This is a genomic window from Kitasatospora sp. NPDC001664 (genome assembly GCF_053596675.1).
Window position 1 is genome coordinate 78,755 of sequence record NZ_JBSFGS010000019.1, and the last position, 23,798, is coordinate 102,552.

Here is a 23,798-nt window from a genome sequence, read left to right on the forward strand (position 1 = left end):
CCGTCAGACGGCGTCGGAGCGGACCTCGATGGCCACGTCGGTGAGTTCGTAGATCCGCAGGCCGGGCTTCCAGAGGTCGGCGTCGGCGATCACGACCACCCGGCCGGGCTCGCGGCGGACCTCCTTCACGTGCACGTCGAAGCTCAACTCGCGGTCGTGGCGCAGGATCTGGCCGCGGTACTTCCAACTCATCGGCACGTCCACGGCCAGCCCGAAGCGGGGCTGCTCGATCCCCTCGGCCAGGCCCTGCTCCAGGGCGAAGAGCCGCAGGCCCTGGAGGATCGCCTCCACCCCGAGCGAGCCGGGCATCACCGGGTCGCGGTGGAAGTGGCAGTCGAAGTACCACTCGTCGGGGCGGACCTCGCGGTGCCCGTGCAGGTAGCCGGCCCCGAACCTGCCGCCGCCCTCGACCAGGTCGACCCGGTCCACCAGGGCGTAGTGCTCGCCCGGCAGGTGCAGCCGTCCACCGGTCGGGTCGGTGAACGCCGGTGCTTCCGAGGGGAGTTCGATCCGGCGCACGTTCGCCGGCTGCTCCTGCTCGATCCACGGGGCCACGTACGTCCCCGCGTCCAGGCCCACCTGGTTGGCCAGCGCCGCGTCGCTGAAGTAGCCGAACAGCGACTCGCCGACGTAGAACACCTCGCCGTCGGCGGAGAGTTCGTAGCTGAAGTTCTGCAGCACCGCGCCGGACATGGCGCTGGTCATCAGCAGCTTGGAGTGGTGGCGGATGGTCTTCCCGCGCAGGTCCAGGTCCTTGACCAGGGTGGCCTTGCCGTCCAGGTTGCGGATCGCGTACTGCTCCTCCGGGCGCTTCAGGGTGGCGCCCAGGTAGTAGCCGAGCAGGATGGCGGCCTGCAGCGAGGTCTCCATGTAGACCGCGTTCGGCATGTGCGGGTGGGCGTTCTGGGTGTAGTACCAGGCGTCCGCCGGGGAGTCGTACTCGGTGACCATCTCCGAGCCCGGGTTGAGGTCGCCGCGGGTGCCGTCGAGCCGCATGATGCGGTCGACGAACTGGAAGTCCCCGTTGGGGATGTAGGGCGCGCGACTGTTCGCGTAGACGTCGAACTCGGGGCCCATCGCGGTGCCCAGGTCGCCCTTGGCGGCGTGCGCCAGGTGCAGCTCGTTGATCATCGCGGGCTCGCCGCTGCGGTTGCGCCGGCCGAGGAAGACCGGGACGCCGCCCGCCTCCGGACGGTACGGGGTGCCCTCCTTCTCCCGGATCTGGATGCCGAAGTTGTGCATCCGGATCACCGGCTTGTCGCCCAGGTAGACCAGGATGTCGGCGATCACCGAGGGGCGCGGGAGCAGGGTCAGCTCCATCACCTCGATCTCGTAGCGGATCTCGCTGTGCTGCGGGGTGATCTGGCCGCGCACCTGGACCTCGGTCTGCAGGCCGATGATGGTCTGGAAGCGCGCGTCCGGCAGCACCAGGTGCATGCCCTGGTGGAGCAGGTAGGCCTGCAGGGCCTGCACCGCGCCCTCGGCCACCATGGAGCCGGCCAGCACCGGGTCGTCCGGGAAGTGGCACTCGAAGTACCAGGCATCGGGCTGCAGTTGCTTGCTCGCGGTGAGCAGGCCGAGGCCGCGCGGGCCGCCGGTGCGGTCGATGTGCAGCTCGTCGATCATCCGCAGCCGGGCGTCCGGCAGCCGCAGCGCCGGGTTCATCCCCTCGTCCTGAGCGTGGTGCGGGCCGAACACCTCCCCGGGCTTGCCCTGGGCCAGCAGCTCCAGATCGGCGGCGGTCAGGTCGTTGTGGCCGGTCTCCGCCAACGGCTTGAACCAGGTCTTCTTCAGCGCGGCCCGCTCGGCCTTCTGCTTCTCGGTGATGACGACGCCGAGCGGGGTCTCCAGCTCCTGCTGGCTGAAGAAGCCGGCGCAGGCGTCCTTGAGCTCCAGGATCAACTCGCCGTCCGCGTAGCAGAGGTAGGAGAAGAAGAAGATCGTGGTCTCGCCCTGGGTGACGAAGCGGTTGATCGAGATGTCGTAGCGCAGGGTCTGCCCGGCCTTCGGCAGGTCGCCGTGGAAGACCAGGGTGGAGTCGAGCAGGCGGTAGACCCGCTTGCCCTTGTTCTTGAAGTCGATGCCGAGGTAGCTGATCAGCAGCAGGTCGCACTGCCCGGCCTCGATCGCCACGGCCGGCGGCACACCGCCGTCCACCGTGTACCAGGCGTCCTCGGGGACGTCGTACTCGGTGCGGATGAAGGAGGGCTGGTAGACGCCGGTCTCCGCCTTGAGGTCGGTGACCCGGGTGACGAAGTGGTAGGGCTCGGCGGGCAGGCGCACCCGCTTGCCGTAGGAGTCGATCTCGGCGAACTCGGCGCCGAAGACCTTGGCCAGGCTGCCGGTGGCGAACTCCAGCAGGTCGGCCTGGTCCCAGATCACTCCGGCCGGCTTGGCCGGGGCGACGGGCTGCGGGGTGACCGGCGGCAGCACGGCGGCGGGCAGCACCGGGGCCTGAGCCGGGGCCGAGGCCTGCGGGACGGTGGTCTCGATCGCGAAGGCGATCGGCTCGGGGGCCGGGAGCACCGGCAATCCGGGCTGCACGACCGGCGCCTGGGAGAGCAGGGCCTCGGCCCGGCTGAGGGTGGACTCCTGGAGCACCCGCTGGGTCTCCATCACCACCGAGTGGGTGGCGAGCAGCTGCTCGCGCAGCTCGCGGACCAGCTGGCCCGCCGGGCTGACGCCGGGCTGCGGCGCAGCCGCCTGCGGAGCGGTGTCCTGCGGAGCGGTGGCGGCCACGGACTGCCGCGCGGGCAGCTGGGCCACCGGGGCCGCCTCGGGCTCGGCCCAGGGCAGGAAGGAGATCGGCTCGCCGTCGAAGGTGATGACCTCGGGGTCGGCGACTGACGGATCGACAGGCATCGGGGGCTGGCCCTCCACGGGAACGGGACCGGACGGTCCGGGGGACGGCGGGACGACGGCGGACGGCCGTACCGGCGGGGTGGGCGGGGCGGCGGGCGCGGCACTCACCGCAGGAGGCCCGGCCATGATCGCGACGGGCCCGGACGCACCGAGGGCGGTCACCTGCCCCGGCTGTGCGGGCGAACCCGCCCCGGCGGGAGCGGCGGCGGCCGGACCGGCCGCAGCGCCCACACCGGGCCGCGCGGCCGCACCCGCACCCGGCAGGTCGATCGAGGCGACCGTCCCGCGCGGAGCGGCCTGAGCCACCGGGCCGGCCGGCACGGTCGCCGCCTCGGCGCGGCGGCGCCGGGCGGAGACGGCGGGCGGGGCGCTGGACGCGGCGGTGGCGGCGAGCGGTGCGCCCGGCACGATGCCGACGCCCGCGAAGGCGGCCGGGGCACCCACCGTGCCGCTGACGACCGGCCTGGCCGCGGCGGCCACGGCGGCCGGGATGGACGGGCCGCCGCCGACCGGGAAGCGCAGGCGCTTCCGCCCCTCCGGGGCGGGCAGCTCACCGAGCAGCCCGGTCAGGTCGAGCGGGACGCCGTGCGCCACCAGCCGGGCCGCCAACTGGGCGATCGCCTTGGTGGCGGGCACCCCGCGCCGGTCGACCGAGACCGCCACGTGCGGGTGCTCGGCGCCCAGCGACTCCTTCACCCAGCGGGTGCAGGTGGAGCTGGGGCCGACCTCCACGAAGTAGCGGAAGCCCTGCTCGTACGCGGTGCGGGTGAGCTTGGGGAAGTCGATGGTGGAGCGGAGCGTGTGCGCGATCCGCCCGGCGACCGTCTCCCGGTCCAACTCCCCCACCGTGCCGTAGTCGTAGGCGGTGAAGAGGTCCAACTCCCCGACCGGGCCGACCGGGTGGTCATTGAGCTCGGCCAGGCCGGCCAACTCCTCGTCCACCACCGGGCAGTGCATCACCGAGTTGACGGGCGAGCGGGCCGAGGGGCAGCCGAGCTCGGCGATCAGCGCCTTGCACTGGTCGGGCGCCCCGGCGATGACCACCTCGTTGGGGGTGTTGACGTGGGTCAGGTACACCCGGTCGTACGAGGCCATCGCGGCCCGCACGTCCTCCGCCCCGGCCAGCAGCACGTGGCTGCCCCAGACCGCCGAGTCCGGCGCGTCCTCGGCCAGGCCCCACAGCTCGCGGACCGTCCGGCGCGGCCCGCAGAGCCGGTCCTTGAAGAGCGGGGTGGCGCTGATCCGGTCGTCCCGCCGGGCCTCCCGCAGCCAGCCGCCGGTGGCGAACAGCATGCTGCTCTCCCCCAGGCTGTAGCCGAAGGCGCCGTGCGCCCTGACCCCGAGCAGCTCACGGACCAGGTCGGTGTAGAGGATCGCGAAGCTGGTGCCGGTGGCCAGCATGAACGGCAGGTCACCGCCCAGCTTCTCCTCCAGCCCCATCAACTCCCGCTTCCCGAGCGGCTGCTGGGAGCGCGGGTGGAGCAGCGCTGAGCGGAAGGCGCGGTCCGGCTGCTCGGCCTCGGCCTCGAAGCGGGTGAGCAGGCCGGGGAAGGCGCGGAACAGGTCCCGGCCCAGCCCCGGGTAGGAGTTGAAGGCTCCGGGGTAGACCAGCGCGACCTTGCCCTCCGGGCCGATCGGCCGCGCGGTGGCGTAGCTGCCGGCCGGCGTGGCCCACTCCTCGTCCCGCGCGAACACCCCGGGCAGGTCCCGCCGGGCGGCGGTGAGCTGCGCGGTGAGGCTGTCCGCGTCGGTGCCGACCAGCACCGCGCGCACGGTCCGACCGGGCGTCAGGCGGCGGCTCGCGGCCACCGCCAGGGCGTACGGGTCGGCGTTGACCGAGAGCAGGTCGAGGTGGCGGTCCAGTTCGGCCAGCAGCCCGGCGCGGTCCTCGGCGCCGAGGGCCAGCAGCACCGGACCGCCCGCCAGCCGCCAGTCCCGTTCCACGCTCGCGCCGCGGGTCTGACCGGCGGAGAGCACCAGGTGTCCGTGCGCCCCGCCGCTGCCCAGGAAGCTGACCGCCGCGTACCGGCGGGCCGAGCGCTCGGCGCGCAGCCACGGACGGGACTCGCCGGGCAGGTGGAAGCCCGCCGCCGCGAAGGTCTCCGCGTGCTCCTCGGCCGGGCCGCGCCAGTTGGGCACCCCCGGCAGGTAGCCGTGGTGCAGGGCCAGCACCGCGCGCAGCAGCCCGGCCATGGTGGCCGCGCCCTGGGTGTCGCCCAGCTGGGCCTTGCCGCTGCCGAGTGCCGGCTCGCAGGCCCCGGCGGGGTAGACCTCCGCCAGTGCGGTCAGCTCGGCCGCGTCCTGCTCCGGCGTGCCGCCGGCGTGGGCCTCCAGGTAGCCGACCTCGGCCGGGCCGACCCCGGCGAGCGCCAGCGCCTCACGGGCCGCCTCGGCGAACAGTGCCGGGTCGGCCTCGGGAAGCTCCCCGGCCACCGGGACGGCGTGCCGCACCACGGCGGCGTCCAGCCGGGCGTACACCTGGCGGTCGCTCCCGGGGCGGGCCACCACCACGGCGCCGGCTCCCTCACCGATCCGCCAACCCTGGCTGCCCGCGCCGAAGCTGAGGCCCGCTCCGGTCACCGGGGCGTCCTTGCGCAGCAGCAGCGACTCGGGCGAGCCGGCCAGGTCGACGGCGCCGACCAGCACCGCCTCGATCTCCGGGTCGAGCAGCAGCAGCCGCGCGATGTCCAGCGCCTCGGCGGTGCCGGCGCCGTCGGAGGAGATGGTGAAGGAGGGGCCGGTCAGGTTCCACAGGGCGGAGATCCGGCTGGCCATGATGTTGCCGATGTAGCTGAGCACCTCGTTGGCCACGATCGGCTGGTGCACGCCGTCCCGGGCCGCCGCGGCCAGCTGCTCGACCTGCTGGTCCGTCAGCTCCAGACCGGCCGCCGCGTACGCCTCGCGCAGCCGCCCGGCCAGGCCGTGCCGGGCCAGGTGCAGGTGGGCGCTGGGCTCGATCTCCATCGCGACGACCACCGCGACCCGGCGCGGGGCCGGCACCGACTGGCCCTCGGCCGGGGTGCGGGCGAAGCCCGCGTCGGCCAGCGCCTCGTCGGCCACCTTGGCCATCAGGGCGTGCTGGAGGTTGTAGTTGCGCAGGTCGGCCGGCGGGATCCGGTAGTCCACCGGGTCGATGGCCACCTGGTCGACGAAGCCGCCCTCCGGCACCGGGCCGGACTCCATGCCGCGCCAGCGCAGTTCGGGCAGCGTACGGAACGCGTCGGCGCCCTCGTGCAGGGCCCGCTCGAACTCGGCCACCGTCTCCAGGGTGCCGAAGTGCGCGCCGAGCCCGACGATGTCCAGCGCGGGCGCCTCCACCGGCTGCGCCTCGGCCACCTGCTCCGCCGAGTTCGACAGCACCACGTGGGCGTTGGTGCCGCCGAAGCCGAAGGCGGAGACCGCCGCCCGGCGCGGGCCCTCGTGCGCGGGCCAGGCCGTCCGCTCGCGCACCAGGGCGCCGCCGACGGTGGCGTCCACCGGGGTGTCCACCCCGACGGTGGGCGGGAGTTCGCCGTGCTGCATGGCCAGGATGACCTTGAGCAGACTGCTCAGCCCGGCCACCGTCAGCAGGTGCCCGATGTTGCCCTTCACCGAGCCCAGCAGCGGCACCTTGCCGTGGCCGCCGAACCAGCGGGCCACCGACTCGGCCTCGGTGGAGTCACCGGCCGGGGTGCCGGTGGCGTGGCACTCCAGGTAGTCGATCGCGGTCGGCTCGACCCCGGCCTCGGCGTAGGCGAGCTGGTAACTGCTGTGCTGCCCGGCCGCGTTGGGGAGCAGCAGGTGACGGCCGGCGCCGTCGTTGGTGAGCCCGATGCCGTCGATCACGGCGTGGATCCGGTCCCCGTCGCGCTGGGCGTCGGCGAGGCGCTTGACCGCCACCATCCCGGCGCCCTGGCCGGTGAGGATGCCCGCCGAGGAGGAGTCGAAGGGCTGGCTGAAGCCGTTCTCCGGGTAGGCGTGCAGATCGGAGAAGGAGAGGTGGATCAGGGTGGGGTCGGGGGCGCAGACGCCACCCGCCAGCACCAGGTCCGCCTGGCCGGCCGCGAGTTGGTCGCAGGCCAGCTTGAGCGCGTAGAGCGCGGAGGAGCAGGCGGCGTCCAGTGCGAAGCGCGGACCGCCGAGGCCCAGGGCCGCTCCCGCGACCCGGGCCGGAGCGCCGCTGACCCGGGCGTCGGCGGGCTCGGCGGCGGCCGGCTCGGGCAGGTCGAGGCCGGGCAGGCCCGCCTCGCGCAGACCGGCCAGCACGGCGCGGTCCACCAGCGGCAGGCTGATCCGGGCCGAACCGGGCGTCGGGAACGAGTAGTTGCCCATGATCAGGCCGGTCCGGGCCAGCAGCTCCGGGCGTCCGTCGGCACCGCTGTCGCGCAGCGCCTCGCGGGCCACGTGCAGGGTCCAGTGGAAGACCCGGTCCAGCCCGGCCAGCCGGTCGGCGTCCAGCAGGTAGCCGGTGGGGTCGAAGTCGAAGCCGGAGACGAACCCGCCCCGGCTGCAGTAGATGCGGTGGGCCGGGTCCTCGTCGCGGGGGTCGGCCTGCTGGCCGAACACCTCCGCGCCGCCCTCCCGGCGGCTGTCCACGCCCGCGCTCAGGTTCTGCCAGAACTCGGCGGGCGTGGCCGCGCCGGGGAAGAGGCAGGAGAGGCCGACAATGGCGTACTTGCTCATGGAAGCTGTGGTCCTTTCCGGAGCCTGACGGGGCCGGGGCCCGGCCGGCCGCCCACGGGGGACGGCCGGCCGGACCCGGTTGCCAGGTACGTCAGTTGGCGGCGAACTTGGCGGCCAGCTGCGGGGTGGAGACCAGGCTGATCCCGCCGAAGCGGGCCAGCACCCGGCCGCCGGGGGCGCAGGCGGTGACCGTCAGGGACGCGCTGACCCCGTTGGCGGAGACCGGCTCGACCACGATCAGGAAGGGCTCACCGTCCGGCAGGGCCTGGAACAGCTCGGCACGGGCCACCGAGAGCGGCAGGCTCGCGGTCGAGCGGTAGAGCCGCATCCACACCAGGGCGGCCTGCAGCAGCAGGTCGGCGGTGCCGGGGCCGTACAGCGAGGCGCCGAACGCACCGTTCCCGGGCCGGAGTTCGGACAGCTGCGCCTCCAGAACCAGCCGGGACTCGTCCTCCGCCAGCACCTTGCGCAGTCCGCGCAGGGCCTCGCCGTGGAAGAGCGTGCCGTCGGCGTAGAAGCCGGCCGCGTCGCGGCCGCGGCCCAGGGCGGGCAGCCCGGCCATGCTCGGCCGGTTCACCTCGCCCGCCGGGTCGGCACCGAGCACCACACCGGCCGCGTAGTGCGGACGGACCGCACCGTCGGCGGCGACCGAGCGGATCACCACCTCGGTGGTGGCACCGTCACCGGCCGGGGAGGCCGCCAGCTGGAAGCTGCCGTGCTCACCGCCGTCGAAGGTGACGCCCTTGTGCACGGCGAAGTCCCGGACCTGACGGACCGTCCCCCCGCTGAGCCGCTCCACCGCACCGACCGCCCAGCCGAGCGCGACGGCGGCCGGCAGCACCGGCACCCCGCCGATCACGTGGTCGGCCACGATCGGGTCACCGGCCAGCACGTCCAGGCGGCGCTCCAGCACCGTCGCCTCCGGCACCGACTGCTCGCGGACCGAGAGCGGCGTCGTCGGGCCCAGCACCGTCACCACGTCCTGCCCGCGCTCCGGCGCGAACTGACCGGTGAACAGGGCCGTGCCGACCTCCTCCGGGATCAGCGTGATGCCGCGCTCCCGGAACACCGCCTTGATCTGCGGCGAGACCATCCCGCTGTCCCAGGCGCCCCAGTTGAGGGCGGTCACCCGGGCCTGCGGGTGCTTGCGCTTCCAACCGGCCGCCCAGGCGTTCAGCGCCTCGTTGGCCATCGCGTAGTCGGACTGGCCGCGGTTGCCGAAGAACCCGGCCACCGAGGTGAACAGCACCACGTGCTTGAGGCCGTCGGCCGGCAGCGCGTCCAGCACCGAGCGCAGCCCGGTCAGCTTGGGCGCGAAGACCCGCTCGATCTCGCTGGCCTTCTTGGCGCTGATCAGCTGGTCCGCCAGCACGCCCGCGCCGTGCACCAGACCGGTCACCTTCGCGGCGTACGGGGCCAGCGCCTTGGCGGTGGCGGCGGCGTCGGTGATGTCCACCGCCAGGTACTCCGCCGTGCCCCCGGCCGCCTGCACCTCGGCCAGCGTGCGACGGATCTCCCGCTCGCCCACCACGCCCTGGTACAGCTGCTCGACCCGCTTCGGGGTCGGCTTCTCACCCGCGGTGCGCAGCTGCGCGACGGCGGCGGCCTTCAACTCGGCGTCCCCGGTGATGCCCTGGGCCCAGGCAGGCTCTCCGGCCAGCGCGGTGCGGCCGAGCAGCAGGAAGCCGGGCTTGTGGGTCGCGGCCAGATCGACCACGCAGCGGGCGGTGATGCCACGGGCTCCGCCGGTGACCACGATCAGGTCCTCGGAGGTCGGCGCGGCCACCGGCTCGGTGGTGGCGGGGAGCTGATCGGTGGTCAGCAGACCGAGGGTCACCCGGCGGGTGCCGTCGTGGCCGACCTGCACCGGCTCGGCGGCGGCGTCCAGCAGCTCGTCCAGCAGCAGCTCGACGGCGGCCGCGTCCGACAGGGCCGGAGCCAGGTCGACCGCCCGGCAGAACAGCTCCGGGGCCTCCACGGCCAGGGTCTTCACCAGACCGCCGTACCCGCCGGACGGGGCCAGCGCCTCGTCCACGCCGGCGAGGCCGAAGCCGCCGTCCAGCCGGGTCACGGTGGCGAAGCAGGCCCGGCCGCCGTCGGCGGCCCGGGTCAGCGGCTCGACCAGGTGCTTGGCGGTGAGCAGCGCGTGGGACAGCCGGCGCACGCCGTCCGCCCAGTCGCCGTCCCGGCGGACGGCCAGGTTGACGGCCAGTCGGACCTGGGTCAGCTCCTCGATCCGGTCCGCCAGCTCGTTGACGCCCCAGCTGTTCAGCGCCAGGTTGCGGACCCCCTCGACCTCCCGGGTCACCCCGGGCAGCCGCAGCACCTGCACCTGCCAGCCCTCGGCGGCCAGCCGCTCGGCCAGCACCGGGGTCAGCTCCCCGCCGTCGTCCACCAGCAGCGCGCCGGAGCCGGCCGGGTAGGCACCCACCAGGCGGTCCGGGAGCGGCAGTTCGGTCAGCGTGGCGTGCGTGCGGCCGAGCCGGCCGGGCAGCACGGCGGCGACCGGCGCGGACGCCTCCACCACCGGAGCGGCGACGGGCTGGGGCGCGACAGTACCGGACATGAACTCGACGATCTGGCCCAGGGTGCGCAGCTCACCCAGCTGCTCGGGGCCCATGTGCGTGTCGCTCGGGAACTGCTCGGAGAGCACACCCAGGATCTCGACCCGCTTGATCGAGTCGATCCCCAGGTCCGCCTCGACGTCCATCCCGAGGTCCAGCATCTCCACCGGGTAACCGGTCTTCGCCGACACCACCGCGAGCAGCGCACCCGCCACGTCGGCGGCGGGAGCCGCCGGGGCAGCGACCGGAGCGGCGACCGGCGCGGCGGCCGGAGCAACGGCACCGGACATGAACTCCACGATCTGACCCAGCGTGCGGAGCTCACCGAGCTGCTCGGGGCCCATGTGCGTGTCGCTCGGGAACTGCTCGGAGAGCACACCCAGGATCTCGACCCGCTTGATCGAGTCGATCCCCAGGTCCGCCTCGACGTCCATGCCCAGGTCCAGCATCTCCACCGGGTAACCGGTCTTCGCCGACACCACCGCCAGCAGCGCCGACGCGACATCAGCACTCGGAACAGCGGCGACCGGAGCGGGAGCGGCGGGAGCGGGAGCAGCCGGGGCCGCAGCGCTCATGAACTCCACGATCTGGCCCAGGGTGCGCAGCTCACCCAGCTGCTCCGGGCCCATGTGCGTGTCGCTCGGGAACTGCTCGGAGAGCACACCCAGGATCTCGACCCGCTTGATCGAGTCGATGCCGAGGTCGGCCTCCACGTCCATGCCCAGGTCCAGCATCTCCACCGGGTAGCCCGTCTTGGCGGAGACCACCGCCAGCAGGGCGCCGGCCACATCGGCGGCCGGAACGGTGGCGACCGGAGCCGCAGCCACCGGAGCCGCAGCCACCGGAGCGGAGGCACTCATGAACTCCACGATCTGGCCCAGGGTGCGCAGCTCACCCAGCTGCTCCGGGCCCACGTGGGTGTCGCTCGGGAACTGCTCGGAGAGCACACCCAGGATCTCGACCCGCTTGATCGAGTCGATCCCCAGGTCCGCCTCGACGTCCATGCCGAGGTCGAGCATGTCGATCGGGTAGCCGGTCTTCGCCGACACCACGGCCAGCAGGGCCGACGCGACGTCGACCGTCGGTGCGGCGGCCTGCACGGGGGCGGCGGCCTGCACGGGGGCGGCGGCCTGCACGGGGGCCGGGGCCGCCACCACGGGCGCCGGGGCGGCCACCGGAGCGGGCGGCAGTGCGGCCACCGGAGCGACCGGGGCGGGGGCGATCTCCCGTACCGGGGCCGGGGCCGGTGCCACCTGGGCGACCGGGGCCGGGGCGGGCACGGCGACAGTCGGGGCCACCGGGGCGACCGGAGCGGCGAAGGCGGCCGGCACCACAGGGGTGGGTGCCGGGGTGCCGCCGAGCTCCAGGGCGGCGAGGTCGCGGAGGATCTCGTTGGCCCGCAGGTGGGTGCGGCCGATGGCGAGGCCGTGCTCCTTGACGGCGGTCACGCCGCCGAGCACCTCGGCCAGCCGGCCCTGACCGACCGCGTTCTCCAGCAGACCGGCGAGCCGCTCGGCGCTCTGCATCTGGCCGTTCATGTAGTCGTCGTGCAGGGCGAGGTGATCACTGATCAGCTCGGACAGCCGGTCGGACCGGCTTTCGTGCTCCACGGGTGCTGCCTCCTGGGCAGGTACGGGGACGGCCGGGGGTATGACCGGCGAGGCGGGTTGCGCAGCCACCGGCACCACCGGGACGGCGGGCCGCACGGCGACGGGAGCCGGGGCGACGACGGGTGCCGGAGCGGGCGTCACGGCGACGGGCGCTGCCACCACCGGAGCCGGAGCCGCGACCGGAGCCGGGGCCGGGGCGGGCTTCGGGGCCGACGCCGGCACCGCGGCGGCGGCCGGGGCCTGGGCCGGGGCCGGGGCCGACGGAGCCGTGGAGACCCGGTAGCCGTTCTCCAACGCCTCCTTGTAGGCGGCCTTGCGCTGCTCGGACACGTGGTTGATGCCGTTCAGCGGCACCGCCATGCCCTTCTTCCCGGCCTCCTCCGCCGTCTCGGCCGCCACGTACGGGTCGGCCGCGGTGAGCGGCAGGCCGAGCACCAGCAGCTGCGCCACCGCGCGCTTCAGCGCGACGTCGGCGTCACCGCCCGGGCCCGGGTCCAACTGAACAGCCTGATGCGGGCGTTCACCGAGGATGCGGCGGACCAGCTGGGTGAGCACACCCTTCGGGCCGAACTCCACGAAGGTGCGGAACCCGGCCGCGTACATCTCCTCGACCCGGTCGGCGAAGTGCACGGGGTTGACCAACTGCTCGGCCAGCACGGCCCGGTTGGCCGCGACGTCCGCGCCGTAGACCGCACCCGGGGTGTTGGCGTACACCGGGCCGCGCGGCTCGCGCACCTCGACCTGCTCGACGCTCGCGCGGAAGGCCTCCACCGCGTGCGCCACGTACGGGGTGTGGAAGGCGGCCGAGACCGGCAGCCGGCTGGCCCGCACACCGGCGGCCTTCGCCGCCGCCACCAGGGCCTCGATCTCGGCGGTGCCGCCGCCGACCACGATCTGGTCGGCCGCGTTGCGGTTGCAGACCACCACGCCGTCGCGGGCGGCCAGCAGCTCGGCGACCTGCTGGTCGTCCGCGCTGAGCGCGGCCATCGCACCGGGGTCGAACCCGGCCTCGGCGGGCGGCGCCATCGCGGCGCCCCGGGCCCGGGCCAGGCCGAAGAAGGCCTCGTCGTCCAGCGCCCCGGCCGCCCAGAGGGCGGTCAACTCGCCGAAGCTGTGGCCGAGGTGGCCCTCGGCGGCGAAGCCGAGGTCGCTCAGGTAGCGGAACTGGCCGGCCGCCAGCGCGCCGATCGCGGGCTGCGCGTACTCGGTGCGGCGCAGCGCCTCCTCCTGACCGCCGCGCGAGGCCGGGTCGAAGGCCGGCGGCGGGAAGGCCACCCGGGAGAGCGGCTCGGCGCCGGAGAAGCGGCGGTTGGCGGCGTCGAAGGCGGCCCGCAGCGGCGGGACGGCGAGCACGGCCCGGTGGCCCGGGTTGACGTACTGGCTCCCCTGGCCCGCGAAGAGCGCGCCGACCTTGCCGAACTCCCCTGCGGTGGAACGGAAGTAGACGCCCTTGGGGTGCGCCCACTCGGTCACGCCCGGCTTGGCGGCCAGCTCGGCGGCGGCCAGCGCGCGCAGCTCGGCCAGCTCCTCCGCCGTCCGGGCGACCAGCGCGATCCGCGCGTGCCCGGCCGGAGCCGCCTCCACCGACTCCGGCCCGTTCAGCGCCCCGGCCAGCTCGCCGGCCGTGGCGGCGTGCCAGTGGTGCACCCGGGCGACCGGGAAGAGCACCTTGAGGTCCTCGCCGTCGCCGTACTCCTCCAGCACCACGTGGAAGTTGGTGCCGCCGAAGCCGAAGGAGGAGATCGCCGCCCGACGGCGCTCCCGCTCCGGGTCGCGGATCCACGGCCGGGTCTCGGTGTTGACGTAGAACGGGCTGTTCTCGAAGTCGATGGCCGGGTTGGGCTCGTCCACGTTGATGGTGGGCGGCAGCAGCTTGTGGTGCAGGGCCATCGAGAGCTTGATCAGACCGGCCGCGCCGGCGGCCGCCTTGGTGTGCCCGATCTGGGACTTGACGCTGCCGACGGCGGCGAACTGCCGGGCCTCGGTGGACTCGGCGACCACGGCCGCCAGCGCGGAGAGCTCGGTGGCGTCGCCGACCGCGGTGCCGGTGCCGTGCGCCTCGAACAGCTCGATGCTCTCGGGCGTGCAGTCCGCGTCCTGGTAGGCCCGCCGCAGGGCCGTCATCTGGCCCTCCTTGCGCGGCGCGTAGATGGACTTGAAGCGGCCGTCGCTGGAGGCGCCGATGCCCTTGATCACGGCGTAGATGGTGTTGCCGTCGCGCTCGGCGTCGGCGAGGCGGCGCAGCGCCAGCATGCCGATGCCCTCGCCGATCAGGGTGCCGTCGGCCTCCTTGTCGAAGGGCCGGATGCGGCCGGCCTTGGAGAAGGCCGGGGTCTTGGCGAAGCAGAGGTACATGAAGATGGTGTTCTCGGCGTCGCAGCCGCCGACCAGCATGGTGTCGGAGCGGCCCTCGATCAGCTCGCTGATCGCGGACTTCACCGCACCGAGCGAGGAGGCGCAGGCGGCGTCGATGGTCATGTTGATGCCGCCGAGGTCGAGGCGGTTGGCCACCCGGCCGGCCACCACGTTGCCCAGCATGCCGGGGAAGGAGTTCTCCTCCCAGGGCGCGAAGGCCAGCTTGAACTTCTCCGCGATCTCCTCGGCGTCCTGCTCGGAGAGCCCGACGCTGCGGGCCACCTCCTTGATGACCGGGGTCTGCAGACGGGCCGAGAGCGGCTGGGTGAGCTGGTTGGCGCCGGTGACCCCGAGCACCACGCCGGTGCGGGACGGGTCGTACCAGCCCTGGTCGGCCCCGGCGTGCTTCAGCAGGTCGCGGGCGACCATCAGGCTGAGCAGCTGGAGGACGTCGGTGACCTCCAGGGTGTTCGGCGGCAGGCCGAACTCCAGCGGGTTGAACTCCACGGTGGGGATGAAGCCGCCGTGCCGGGAGTAGGTCTTGTCCGGCGCGTTCGGGTCCGGGTCGTAGTGCTCGTCCAGGTCCCAGTGGTCGGCGGGGACCTCCTCGATGCAGTCGGCGGCCGCCACCACGTTGGACCAGAACTCCCGCAGGTCACGGGACTTGGGGTACAGGGCGGACATGCCGACGATGGCGATCGGGTCGTTGGCGAGGCGGCGGTCGAGCTCGCGGTCGCTCGGTCTGCCGGCTTCGAGGGGAGTGTGCTTCGGGGAGTGCGCTGGCTGCGAAGGGTTCACGGCGGGGCTCTCTTGGTCTCGGATGGCCGGGTCTGCCGCCCGGCCCGGGCCCGGCGAAGGGCTGGGGCGGGGCGGTTGCGCGGTCTGGTACGCGGAGCGGGGCCTCGGGTGGGCCGGAGCGGCCCGGCGCTCAGAGGTCGAGCAGGCGGGCGACGGCCCGGGCGGCGTCCGGTCGGGTGAGCATCGTGTAGTGGTCCCCGGGGACCACCGCCAGGCCGAGCCCGCGTGGGGCGAGCGGCTGCCAGCCGAGCGTCGGGTCCTCCGGGATCAGGCTCTGTTCGGCCTTGACCAGGACCAACGGGACGCTCGACGGCTCCGGCCGGTGCGGGGCGGTGAGCCGGTTGTTGCGCAACAGGCCGTCCACGTAGGTGTCGTAGAGCTTGCGCAGGCCGGGCAGAGGGGTGTCCGGCAGCAGGGCGCCGCTCGCGGTGGCGGCGTCCAGGACGAGGGGCAGGCCCTGGTCCGTCCCGAGGCCGGCCAGCGCCCCCGGGTCGATCGGCACCGGGCGGCCGCGCTTGGCCCCCAGGTACATGGCGAACCAGCCCAGCAGGAGCGGCGGTTCGAGTGCCTCGTCGGGCTGCTGGTACTCCTCGGTGGGCGCGATGCTGTCCAACAGGACCAACTGCTCCGGGCGCCGCTCGGCGGGCAGCAGCTCCACCATGGCCTGGGCCACCACGCCGCCGAACGACCAACCCAGCAGGGTGACTTGGCCGTCCCCCAGTTCGGCGGTCAGCCGCTCGGCGAGCGCCCCGACGGTGGTCTCGGCCCGGCCGCCGGTGAGGGCGGCCTCGCCGTACTCGGGCAGGGCGGAGAGGTCCAGCACGGTCAGCCCGGTCCCGTCCGGCAGGGCCTCGGCCAGGGTGTGGTGCACCTGGGCGGCCAGCGCCCCGGGGTGCACCAGGTGGACGGTGCGGCCGCCCGGTCCGGCCGGGCGCAGCGGCAGGACCAGGGCGGGCCCGCTTCTACGCGGCTGCACGCCGGCTGCACTCCTCCGCGATGTGGGCCGCCAGGTCCTTGATGGTCGGGTGGTACCAGAGGGTGGTGGTGCCGAGCTCGAAGCCGAGCCAGCTCTCCATCTCCCCGGCCAGGATCAGCGCCTCGGTGGAGTCCAGGTCCAGCTCGTCGAAGTACTGCTCCGGCGAGACCTGGTCCGGCGTGGATCCGAGCCGGTGGGCGATCTTCTCGATCAGCCAGTCTTGAGCCTCAACTGCCGTCACTTGAGCCACAGTTGGTCCTTCCTTCCGGCAACGGCCAGAAATGGACCGGTGCCGCTTTGACGTGTTTCGGATACGCTGGACCGCCCAATTGGGCCGGGCTGGTCCGGATGCGGTGACAGGACTCGGGCGTGGGGCACCGAAAGGAAGTGGCAGCGTGGGCCGTCGAATTCGAACCCGGCTCGCTCACCACTGCGGCCCATCACATCCGAAAGGAACCTGACATTCAACCGTCAACTAACTTGACCAGCCAGAATCTGACGGACCAGCAGGACTCCGTACGTCACATCGGGGGCGAACCCGGAAAGGGTACGGCGGTCATCGTCAGGTTCCCGTGCGCATCCAGCGAACGTACAGCTTCTACCTGTCATTAACCTGACGGAAACGCAAGAAACGGCGCCTGCTCCCCACTTGGTCGGGGAGGGAGCAGGCGCCGTAGGGACCGCATGAGCCCGGCGGCTCTGACGGGCAGGCGGTTAAAGCAGCCGAACCAAAGGCGTCCGGCGGTTTCTGGTGAGGGATTTGAAGGTGACCACCGGAAGTGGTCAGACCACCAGCGGGCGGTCGGTCGGGCGGATCGGGGCGGGCAGCGGGGTCTTGCCGCCCAGGTACTTGTCCACCGCGGCGGCGGCCGAACGGCCCTCCGCGATGGCCCAGACGATCAGCGACTGGCCGCGGCCGGCGTCGCCGCAGACGTACACGCCGTCCACGTTGGTGGCGAACTTGGCGTCCCGGTTCACGTTGCCCCGGGCGTCCAGCTCGACACCGAGCTGCTCGACCAGGCCGTTCTTCACGTCCGTACCCGTGAAGCCCATCGCCAGGGTGACCAGCTGGGCCGGGATGGCCCGCTCGGTGCCCGGCACCGGCTCGAACCGGCCGTCCTTGAACTCGACCTCCACCAGGTGGAGTTCGGCCACGTTCCCGTCCTCGTCGCCGGTGAAGTGGGTGGTGTTCACGGCGTAGACGCGCTCACCGCCCTCCTCGTGCGCGGAGGTGACCTTGTAGGTCATCGGCATGGTCGGCCAGGGCTGGCCGGCCGGCCGGTCGTCGCTGGGGCGCGGCATGATCTCCAGCTGGGTGACCGAGGCGGCCCCCTGGCGCAGCGCGGTGCCCAGGCAGTCGGCGCCGGTGTCACCGCCGCCGATCACGATGACGTGCTTGCCCTTGGCCGAGATGGGGGGCTCGACGAAGTCGCCCTCCTGCACCTTGTTGGCCAGCGGCAGGTACTCCATCGCCTGGTGGATGCCCTTCAACTCCCGCCCGGGGACGGGGAGGTCGCGGGCGGTGGTGGCACCGGCGGCGACCACCACGGCGTCGAAGCGCTCGCGCAGCTGCTGGCCGGTGATGTCCTCGCCGACGCTGACGCCGGTGCGGAAGCGGGTGCCCTCCGCGCGCATCTGCTCGATGCGGCGGTTGATGTGGCGCTTCTCCATCTTGAACTCGGGGATGCCGTACCGCAGCAGGCCGCCGATCCGGTCCGCGCGCTCGTACACCACCACGGTGTGGCCGGCCCGGGTGAGCTGCTGGGCCACGGCCAGACCGGCCGGGCCGGAACCGACCACGGCGACGGTCTTGCCCGACAGGCGCTCGGGGACCTGCGGGGTGACCCCGCCGTTGTCCCAGGCCTTGTCGATGATGGTGACCTCGACGTTCTTGATGGTCACCGCGTCCTGGTTGATGCCCAGGACACAGGCCGACTCGCACGGCGCGGGGCACAGCCGCCCGGTGAACTCCGGGAAGTTGTTGGTCGCGTGCAGGCGCTCGATGGCGCCCTTCCAGTCGTCCCGGAAGGCCAGGTCGTTCCACTCGGGGATGAGGTTCCCGAGCGGGCAGCCGTTGTGGCAGAACGGGATGCCGCAGTCCATGCAGCGGCCGGCCTGCTTGGTGATGATCGGCAGGAGGCTGCGCTCGACGTAGACCTCGTTCCAGTCCCGCAGACGGACGTCCACGGGACGGCGCTCGGCCAGCTGCTTGGGCGTGGTCAGGAAGCCCTTGGGGTCAGCCATGTGCCGCCTCCATCATCTTGCGAGTGGTCTCGGCCTCGGAGAGGCCATCGCGCTCAGCGGCGTCCTTGGCGGCGAGCACAGCCTTGTAGTCGGTCGGCATGATCTTGGAGAAGCGGGAGACCCCGCTGCCCCAGTCAGCCAGGAGCTCGGCGGCGACGGTGGAGCCGGTCTCCTCGTAGTGCTGCTGGACGGTCTCGCGCAGCCACTCGCGGTCGTCGGCCGAGGGGGCCTCGATGCCCACCATGCCGTCGTTCACGTTGGCCGGGCGCAGGTCCAGCACGTAGGCGATGCCACCGGACATGCCCGCCGCCAGGTTGCGGCCGGTCTCGCCCAGGATGACGACCCGCCCGCCGGTCATGTACTCCAGGCCGTGGTCGCCCACGCCCTCGACCACCAGGGTGGCACCGGAGTTGCGGACGGCGAAGCGCTCGCCGGCCTTGCCGCGCAGGTGGATCCGGCCCGAGGTGGCGCCGTAGCCGATGGTGTTGCCCGCGATCACGTGGTTCTGGGCGTCGGCGCCGATGGCGGCCGCGTCCCGCGCCGGGCGGACGATGACCACGCCGCCGGAGAGGCCCTTGCCCACGTAGTCGTTGGCGTCGCCCTCCAGACGGAGCGTCACGCCCTTGGGCACGAAGGCGCCGAAGGACTGGCCGGCCGAACCGGTGAGGGTCACGTCGATGGTGCCCTCGGGCAGGCCCTCGCCCCGGTAACGCTTCGTCACCTGGTGGCCGAGCATGGTGCCGACCGTCCGGTTGACGTTGCGGACCGGGAGCTGGATGCGGACCGAGTCGCCGCGCTCCAGCGCGTCCTCGGCGAGCGCGATCAGCTGGTTGTCCAGCGCCTTGTCCAGCGCGTGGTCCTGCGTGGTGGTGCAGTGCAGGGCCGCGCCCTCGGGCAGCTCGGGCACGTGGAACAGCGGGGCCAGGTCGAGACCGGCCGCCTTCCAGTGGGTGATCGCGTCGGCGGCGTCGATGTGCTCGGCGTGGCCGACCGCCTCCTCGATGGAGCGGAAGCCCAGCTCGGCCAGGATCTCCCGGACCTCCTCCGCGATGAACTCGAAGAAGTTCACCACGAACTCGGGCTTGCCGGAGAAGCGCTCGCGCAGCACCGGGTTCTGGGTGGCGACGCCGACCGGGCAGGTGTCCAGGTGGCAGACCCGCATCATGATGCAGCCGGAGACCACCAGCGGGGCGGTGGCGAAGCCGAACTCCTCGGCGCCCAGCAGGGCGGCGATGACCACGTCGCGGCCGGTCTTGAGCTGACCGTCCGTCTGGACCACGATCCGGTCGCGCAGCCCGTTCAGCAGCAGGGTCTGCTGGGTCTCGGCCAGGCCGAGCTCCCAGGGACCGCCCGCGTGCTTGAGCGAGGTGAGCGGCGAGGCGCCGGTGCCGCCGTCGTGGCCGGAGACCAGCACCACGTCCGCGTGCGCCTTGGAGACGCCCGCCGCGACGGTGCCGACGCCGACCTCGGAGACCAGCTTCACGTGGATGCGGGCGTCCGGGTTGGCGTTCTTGAGGTCGTGGATCAGCTGAGCCAGGTCCTCGATGGAGTAGATGTCGTGGTGCGGCGGCGGCGAGATCAGACCGACGCCCGGGGTGGAGTGCCGGGTCCGGGCCACCCACGGGTAGACCTTGTGGCCGGGCAGCTGGCCGCCCTCGCCGGGCTTGGCGCCCTGGGCCATCTTGATCTGGATGTCGTCCGCGTTCACCAGGTACTCGGAGGTGACGCCGAAGCGGCCGGAGGCGACCTGCTTGATCGCCGAGCGGCGCTCCGGGTCGTACAGGCGCTCCGGGTCCTCGCCGCCCTCACCGGTGTTGGACTTGCCGCCGAGGCGGTTCATCGCGATGGCCAGCGTCTCGTGCGCCTCCATCGAGATGGAGCCGTACGACATGGCGCCGGTGGAGAAGCGCTTGACGATCTCGGAGACCGGCTCGACCTCGTCGACGGAGATCGGCGCACGGCCCTTGGCGTCGAACTTGAACAGGCCGCGCAGCGTCATCAGGCGCTCGGACTGGGAGTTCACCCGCTCGGTGTACTGCTTGAAGATGTCGTAGCGGCGCGAGCGGGTCGAGTGCTGCAGCCGGAAGACGGTGTCCGGGTCGAACAGGTGCGGCTCGCCCTCGCGGCGCCACTGGTACTCGCCGCCGATCTCCAGCGCGCGGTGCGCGGCGGAGATGCCGGAGGCCGGGTACGCCTTGGCGTGGCGCGCGGCCACCTCCTTGGCGACCTCGGCCAGGCCGATGCCGCCGAGCTTGGTGGTGGTGCCCGCGAAGTAGGCGTCCACGGTGGCCTGGTCGAGGCCGATGGCCTCGAAGACCTGGGCGCCGCGGTAGGAGGCGACGGTGGAGATGCCCATCTTGGACATCACCTTCAGGACGCCCTTGCCGAGCGCCTTGATCAGGTTCTTGATCGCCTTCTCGGGCTCGATGCCCTGGATGAAGACGCCCTGCTCGACCAGGTCCTCGACCGACTCCATGGCCAGGTACGGGTTGACCGCGCCGGCGCCGTAGCCGATCAGCAGCGCGACGTGGTGCACCTCGCGGACGTCACCGGCCTCGACCAGCAGCGACACCTGGGTGCGCTGCTTGGTGCGGATCAGGTGGTGGTGCACCGCGGAGGTGAGCAGCAGCGAGGGGATCGGCGCGTGCTCGGCGTCGGAGTGACGGTCCGACAGCAGGATGATCCGGGCACCGTCGGCGATCGCCGCGTCGGCCTCGGCCGCGATGGCCGCGAGCCGGGCGGCCAGCGCCTCGCCGCCGCCGGCGACCTTGTAGAGGCCCGACAGCGTGACGGCCTTGAGGCCCGGCTGGTCGCCGTCCTGGTTGACGTGGGTCAGCTTGGCCAGCTCGTCGTTGTCGATCACCGGGAAGGTGATGCCGATCGAGCGGCAGTGCGCGGAGGTGGTGGAGAGCAGGTTGCCCTCCGGCCCGAGGTTGGACAGCAGCGAGGTGACGAGCTCCTCGCGGATGGCGTCCAGCGGCGGGTTGGTGACCTGCGCGAAGAGCTGCACGAAGTAGTCGAAGAGCAGCCGGGGCTTCTCGGACAGCGCCGCGATCGGGCTGTCGGTGCCCATCGAGCCGAGCGCCTCGCCGCCGGTCTTGGCCATCGGGGCCAGGATGACCCGCAGCTCCTCCTCGGTGTAGCCGAAGGTCTGCTGACGGCGCGTCACCGAGGCGTGGGTGTGGTGGATGTGCTCGCGCTCGGGCAGCGCCTTGAGCTCGATCTGCCCGGCGGCCACCCACTCCTGGTACGGGTGCTCGTCGGCCAGCGCGGACTTGATCTCCTCGTCCTCGACGATCCGGCCCTCGGCGGTGTCGATGAGGAACATCTTGCCCGGCTGCAGGCGGCCCTTGCGGGTCACCTTCTCCTGGTCGATGTCGAGCACGCCGACCTCGGAGGAGAGCACCACGAGGCCGTCCTCGGTGACCCAGTACCGGGCCGGGCGCAGGCCGTTGCGGTCCAGGACCGCGCCGATCTGGGTGCCGTCGGTGAAGGTCACGCAGGCCGGGCCGTCCCAGGGCTCCATCAGGTTGGAGTGGTACTGGTAGAAGGCGCGGCGGGCCGGCTCCATGGTGGCGTGGTTCTCCCACGCCTCCGGGATCATCATCAGCACCGAGTGCGGCAGCGAGCGGCCGCCCAGGTGGAGCAGCTCCAGGACCTCGTCGAAGGAGGCCGAGTCGGAGTGGTCCGGGGTGCAGATCGGGAAGATCCGGTTCAGGTCGCCCGGGATCAGGTCGGTGGCCAGCTGGGACTCACGGGCCGTCATCCAGTTCCGGTTGCCCTTGACGGTGTTGATCTCACCGTTGTGGGCGACGAAGCGGTACGGGTGGGCCAGCGGCCAGCTCGGGAAGGTGTTCGTGGAGAACCGCGAGTGCACCAGGCCGATGGCGGAGGCGAAGAGCCGGTCCGACAGGTCGGGGAAGAAGGGCTCCAGCTGACCGGTGGTCAGCATGCCCTTGTAGACGATGGTCCGGGCGGAGAGCGAGGGGAAGTACACCCCGGCCTCGCGCTCGGCGCGCTTGCGGACGACGAAGGCGACCCGGTCCAGCGCGATCCCGCTCTTGCCCTCGCCGGTGACGAAGAGCTGGCGGAAGCGCGGCATCACCGAACGGGCGGTGGCGCCGAGCAGGTCGGGGGTGACCGGCACCTCGCGCCAGCCGAGGACGGTCAGGTCCTCCTCGGCGGCGATGGCCTCGATCTGCGCGACGGCGGCCGCGTCGGCGGCGTCCTCGTCCGGCAGGAAGGCGATGCCGACGGCGTAGGAGCCGGCCTCGGGGAGCTCGAAGGAGACCTTGGAGCGCAGGAACGCGTCCGGCACCTGGGTCAGGATGCCCGCGCCGTCACCGGAGTCCGGCTCGGCGCCGGTGGCGCCTCGGTGCTCCAGGTTGCGCAGGACGGTCAGCGCCTGGTCGACGATCGTGTGGTCGGCGATGCCGGTCAGCGTGGCGACGAAACCGACGCCGCAGGCGTCGTGCTCGTTACGCGGGTCGTACAGGCCCTGAGCAGTGGGTCGCGCATCCGGAACGAGCGCGTAAGGCCGCGCGGCGGCCTGACCGGGCTCGTTGGCGGAGTGCATGGATGCAGACAGCATCGGCTCTCCCGTCGTCGTCTCTGGCAAGTGCTTGGTGCAGTAGGGACGACGTTGGCCCTCATGCGATTTCGTGCAGGTTACATGATGTCGGACTGACCGGACAGTGGGATTTCTCGTCCACAGTGCGGACAGTCCGCCCTGGTCAGGGCGCTCAACCTGACGTATCGGGGACGGGCCGGAGGCGTGCTCTCGGCCGCGTGCCCCCACCAGTGTGCCCCCTGCCCCCGAGGACGAAACAGGGGCGTAATTCCCTGTCCACATGTCGAGAACGGGTGCCCTGCGAATCCTGCGTCGATCGGCGAGCGCGGCATGAGATTCTGCGGCCGGACCACGGCTCGGCCGGGATCTGCGCAGGTCGGCCCGCAGAACCATGTGTGCAATGTCATAACCATGCTCGCCCGGTCAGCCGATCTGGCCGCCGATCAGCGCGCCCAGCCCGAAGGTCACGGCCGCCGCGGCACCGCCCAGCACCAGCTGGCGCAGGCCGCTGAACCACCAGGTGCGGGCCGTCACCCGGGCCACCACCGCGCCGCACAGGAACAGGCCGATCAGCGAGAGCACCAGGGCCGGGGCCAGCGAGGTGGCGCCCAGCAGGTAGGGCAGCAGCGGGAGCAGCGCGCCGGCCGCGAAGCAGAGGAAGGAGGAGACCGCCGCCACCATCGGGGAGGGCAGGTCGGTCGGGTCCACCCCGAGCTCCTCGCGGGCGTGCACCTCCAGCGCCTGCTCCGGGTCGGCGGAGAGCTGCCGGGCCACCTCCTTGGCCAGCTCGGGCTCCACCCCGCGCGAGACGTAGAGCTCGGCCAGCTCGGCCAGCTCGCCCTGCGGGTTGCGGCGCAGCTCCAGCCGCTCGGCCTCGATCTCGGCCTCGACCAGCTCGCGCTGGGAGGCCACCGAGGTGTACTCCCCCGCCGCCATCGAGCAGGCCCCGGCGGCCAGGCCGGCCAGCCCGGTGATGATCACCGTGCCCGGCGAGGCGGCGCCGCCGACCACACCGGTCATCAGCGCGAAGTTGGAAACCAGGCCGTCCATGGCGCCGAAGACCGCCGGACGCAGCCAGCCGCCGTTGACGTCCCGGTGGTGCCCCTCGGCCGGGATGCGCGGCATCGGGTTCTCCTCGGCGATCGGCTCGGCAATGG

7 protein-coding genes are annotated in these 23,798 nt (G+C 72.9%); all 7 read right to left on the bottom strand.

Annotated elements, in window-relative coordinates:
* Positions 1-3: 3 nt before the first annotated feature.
* The gene (locus tag ACWCYY_RS25645; RefSeq protein ID WP_449797369.1) at positions 4-7,524 is read right to left on the bottom strand and encodes a beta-ketoacyl synthase N-terminal-like domain-containing protein; all 7,521 of its coding nucleotides are present in this window, start codon (positions 7,522-7,524) and stop codon (positions 4-6) included.
* Positions 7,525-7,615: 91 nt separating this feature from the next.
* Positions 7,616-14,851: an SDR family NAD(P)-dependent oxidoreductase gene (locus tag ACWCYY_RS25650; RefSeq protein ID WP_449797370.1), complete on the bottom strand. Its 7,236-nt coding sequence runs from the start codon at positions 14,849-14,851 to the stop codon at positions 7,616-7,618.
* A 130-nt stretch (positions 14,852-14,981) separates the two neighbouring features.
* Entirely contained in the window at positions 14,982-15,827 is an 846-nt protein-coding gene (locus ACWCYY_RS25655; protein WP_449797371.1) for an alpha/beta fold hydrolase, read from the bottom strand.
* The gene (locus tag ACWCYY_RS25660; protein ID WP_345284319.1) at positions 15,814-16,068 is read right to left on the bottom strand and encodes an acyl carrier protein; all 255 of its coding nucleotides are present in this window, start codon (positions 16,066-16,068) and stop codon (positions 15,814-15,816) included. The genes ACWCYY_RS25655 and ACWCYY_RS25660 overlap by 14 nt, the downstream gene beginning before the upstream one ends.
* A gap of 542 nt (positions 16,069-16,610) precedes the next feature.
* Positions 16,611-18,071 carry a glutamate synthase subunit beta gene (locus ACWCYY_RS25665; protein ID WP_345284321.1) on the bottom strand — a complete coding sequence of 487 codons (1,461 nt, stop codon included), beginning with the start codon at positions 18,069-18,071 and terminating at the stop codon, positions 16,611-16,613.
* Positions 18,064-22,647, bottom strand: a complete 4,584-nt coding sequence (gene gltB, locus ACWCYY_RS25670) for a glutamate synthase large subunit (protein WP_345284362.1) — start codon at positions 22,645-22,647, stop codon at positions 18,064-18,066. The genes ACWCYY_RS25665 and gltB overlap by 8 nt, the downstream gene beginning before the upstream one ends.
* A 417-nt stretch (positions 22,648-23,064) precedes the next feature.
* On the bottom strand, positions 23,065-23,766 hold the full coding sequence (locus ACWCYY_RS25675; protein ID WP_345284363.1) for a VIT1/CCC1 transporter family protein: 702 nt from the start codon (positions 23,764-23,766) through the stop codon (positions 23,065-23,067).
* Positions 23,767-23,798: the final 32 nt, after the last annotated feature.

Bases quoted from the DNA above. Each gene is read 5' to 3' on its own strand.
- ACWCYY_RS25645 (WP_449797369.1), bottom strand. From the start codon at position 7,524: ATGAGCAAGTACGCCATTGTCGGCCTCTCCTGCCTCTTCCCCGGCGCG.
- ACWCYY_RS25665 (WP_345284321.1), bottom strand. From the start codon at position 18,071: ATGGCTGACCCCAAGGGCTTCCTGACCACGCCCAAGCAGCTGGCCGAG.
- gltB (WP_345284362.1), bottom strand. From the start codon at position 22,647: ATGCACTCCGCCAACGAGCCCGGTCAGGCCGCCGCGCGGCCTTACGCG.
- ACWCYY_RS25675 (WP_345284363.1), bottom strand. From the start codon at position 23,766: ATGCCGCGCATCCCGGCCGAGGGGCACCACCGGGACGTCAACGGCGGC.